This window comes from Sulfuricaulis sp. (genome assembly GCF_041499725.1).
In the GTDB taxonomy this organism is placed as follows: Bacteria; Pseudomonadota; Gammaproteobacteria; order Acidiferrobacterales; family Sulfurifustaceae; genus Sulfuricaulis.
Genome location: NZ_JBGQKW010000142.1, coordinates 1 through 3,595, shown reverse-complemented (window position 1 = coordinate 3,595; position 3,595 = coordinate 1). Strand labels below are relative to the sequence as shown.

The following is a 3,595-nucleotide window of genomic DNA, read 5'->3' as shown; positions in this document are numbered from 1 at the left end:
GCCGATCTCATTGCGGGCATCACGGTGGCGTTGGTGCTGGTGCCGCAATCCATGGCCTACGCCCAGTTAGCGGGGCTGCCGGCCTACTACGGGTTGTACGCCGCTTTCCTGCCGCCCATGATTGCGGCGCTGTTCGGTTCTTCGCGTCAACTCGCGACCGGACCGGTGGCGGTGGTCTCGCTGCTGACCGCCGCGGCGCTGGAACCCATCGCGGCCAGCGGCAGCCCGGGTTACGTGGCGTACGCCATCACCTTGTCGCTGCTCGTCGGTCTGTTTCAGCTCGGCCTCGGGCTGCTGCGGCTCGGCGTGGTGGTGAACTTCCTCTCGCACCCCGTGATCATCGGTTTCACCAACGCCGCCGCGATCATCATCGCCACTTCCCAGCTCGACAAGATCTTCGGCGTGCGCACCGACAAAGCCGAGCACCATTACGAAACCGTGTGGAACACGATTGCCGCTGTCCCCACACAGATCCACTGGCTCACGTTCTTCATTGCCGTGGGCGCCTTCGCCATCATGATCGTTCTGCGGCGCCTCAACCCGCGCATTCCCAACGTGCTCATCGCCGTGGCTATCACCACAACCCTTTCCTGGCTGATCCACTTCGAACATCTTGAGACTGTGACTCTCAGCCAGATCGAGAACGAGGCCGTACAGGAAGTGGTGCGTGATGAGCTTGCTCTCAAGCGCGAAATCCCGGAACTCGACAAGACGATTGCCGACGCGGAAAAACGCCACCGTGAAACACTCAACCAGTTCGGCACCAACGACTCGCGAACCCTGCTCGCCCAGCACATGTTTGACACCCTCAAACTGAAGCGCGAACGTCGCACCAAGACCGTCAAAGCCGACATCGAGGAAATCAAAAAGACCCGTTTCGACCATGTCCCGGGGGCGGATGGCGCAACGGGCAAGTTCTACCTGCATCGTCACACGCCTGAAGGCGCCGAAAGCGACGGACGCCTGTGGCGCATCCGCAGCGTGGACGGCGAGATACTCGTCATGAACGGCGGCGGCAACGTGGTCGGCATCGTCCCCAAGGGTCTGCCGTCCTTTACGCTGCCGAAGTTTGACGTCGGCGTTATATTGCAGCTGCTCTCGGCGGGAATCACCATCTCGCTCATCGGCTTCATGGAAGCGATATCGATCGCCAAGGCCATGGCCACCCGGACCCGACAGAGGCTCGACGCCAACCAGGAGCTGGTCGGACAGGGTCTCGCGAACATTGTCGGCAGCCTGTCGCTGAGCTATCCCACCTCGGGTTCGTTCTCGCGCTCGGCGGTGAACATCAGTGCCGGCGCGATCACCGGTTTCTCATCCGTGGTGACCAGCGTGATCGTGGTGGTGACACTGCTGTGGCTGACGCCGCTGCTCTATCACCTGCCGCAAGCCACTCTCGCGGCCGTGATCATGATGGCGGTCGTGGGCCTGATCAACGTCAAGGCCGTCAAACACGCCTGGCAGGTTAACAAACAGGACGGCATCGTGGCCGTCGTGAGCTTCGTGCTAACACTGGCCTTCGCCCCGCACTTGGACAAGGGCATTCTCATCGGCGCCGGCCTCGCGCTGATCATGTATCTCTACCGCACCATGCAGCCGCGCATCGCGGTGCTATCACGCCACGCCGACAGCACGTTGCGTGATGCCGAGATGTTCGGCCTAAAGTCCTGCGAGAACATAGCGGTCATCCGTTTCGACGGCTCGCTGTACTTCGCCAATACCAGCTACTTCGAGGACAAGGTTCAGGAGCGTATCGCCGCCAAACCTGACCTGAAATACGTGATTGTCATGGGCGAAGGGATCAACCAGATTGACGCCACCGGCGAGGAAATGCTGTCGCACCTCGCCGAACGCCTCGACAAGGCTGGCATCCAGTTGCTGTTTACCGGGCTGAAGAAGCAGGTTCTGGATGTTTTCACGCGCACCGGGCTGTATGAGCGGCTGGGACCCCAGCGCTTCTTCCGCACCGAGGATCAGGCGCTGGATCACGTCTGGAAAGCGCTCGGCAACAATCACGAAGTGGATTGTCCGCTCAATATCGTGTGCCCGGTGCTGCCGCCGAAATAATCGCGATTCGATCTTTCCCGGCGTTGTCATTCGTCATTTAAGGAAGGTACCCGATGATGTTAGAATCGAGGCTCCACATAGCGATGAGGCAAGCGGTCCTTGGCTGATATTCCTGTTGGGGCGTCGGTTGACCCTCTGTTTTTCCTGATTCCGCCATTCGCGTTTTTCTCCGCTGCTGAAATTTCATTGCGCGCGGTCAATCACTGCCGTCCGCCTGCCGGTATGTCGGCTGGTACGTCCGCCCCGGTTTTCCGCCTCAGCGAGCCGAATAAGACCATCCGTACAAAACGAACCAATTAAATACCCGCCATGAATCAGCTTGCCGTTTCGAGTCACAACACCGTTTGGCAGCGTCTTTTTCCGTTTCTGCGCTGGTGGCCGCAGGTCAACCGGCATACGCTGAAAAACGACCTGATCGCGGGATTGACGGTTGCCCTGGTCGCCATTCCGCAGTCCCTTGCCTACGCGCAATTGTCCGGGGTACCCGCCTATTACGGGCTGTACGCGACACTCATACCCGTGATCGTCGGCGTACTCTTCGGCTCATCGCTGCTGTTATCCACCGGACCGGTGGCCATGACATCGCTGCTCACCGCGGCCAGCATCATGCCGCTCGCCACCTACGGAACGGAACAGTTTTATGCCTATGTCATCCTGATGGCGCTCCTGTCCGGTCTGGTCCAGATCGGCCTGGGGCTGGCGCGCATGGGCGTGCTGCTTAATTTTCTGTCCTATCCGGTCCTGCGAGGCTTCATCAACGCCGCCGCCATCATCATTGGTTTATCGCAGCTTCCGCCGATGCTCGGATTGCCGCTGAAAAACACCCAGCATTTCATGACCGATATTCTGCACGTCATCGAAAATATCGACGCCATGCACTTCGAGTCCCTGCTCTTCGGTCTGGGCTCGCTCGCGCTGATGACACTACTCAAGAAATTCGCGCCGAAACTCCCCGGCGTGTTGATTGTTGTCGTCTTGACCACCTTCATCAGTTACGCCATCGATTTCGAGGCGCTCGGCGGCCGCATCATCGGCATCATCCCGCAGGGTCTCCCGAGCCTCAGCATCCCGCCGGTGGACTGGAAAGCCAGCATACACATGCTGCCGACGGCTTTCGTGATCGCCCTCATCAGCTTCATGGAGGCCATGTCCAGCGCCAAGATCATCGCCATCAAGACTCGCACCCAATGGAACGAAAACCAGGAGCTCATTGGACAGGGCCTGGCAAAAGTCACGGCGGCCTTCAGTCATGCCATGCCCGTCAGCGGTTCATTTTCCCGCTCGGCGCTGAATCTCGCTTCCGGCGCAAAAACAGGAATGTCCTCCATCTTCACGGCGCTCACGGTGCTGCTTACCCTGCTGTTCTTCACGCCGCTGCTGCACAACCTGCCCAAGCCGGTGCTGGCGGCCATTATCATGATGGCGGTCATCGGCCTCATCAATCTCAAAACCATCAAGGAGGCCTGGATCGCGGGCAAGCCGGACGGCATCGCCGCCGTGATCACGTTCTTCGCCACTCTGGCGTTTG

At 59.7% G+C, this 3,595-nt stretch carries 3 protein-coding genes; all 3 read left to right on the top strand.

Annotated elements, in window-relative coordinates; all coding sequences use genetic code 11:
• A partial coding sequence (locus tag ACC569_RS14265; RefSeq protein WP_372524194.1) for a SulP family inorganic anion transporter occupies positions 1–2,067 on the top strand: 2,067 nt, incomplete at its 5' end.
• A gap of 99 nt (positions 2,068–2,166) precedes the next feature.
• A complete protein-coding gene (locus ACC569_RS14260; RefSeq protein WP_372524193.1) occupies positions 2,167–2,367 on the top strand; it encodes a hypothetical protein in 201 nt (66 codons plus the stop codon).
• 9 nt (positions 2,368–2,376) lie between these two features.
• Positions 2,377–3,595: SulP family inorganic anion transporter (locus ACC569_RS14255; protein WP_372524192.1), on the top strand; the 1,219-nt coding region annotated here is incomplete at its 3' end.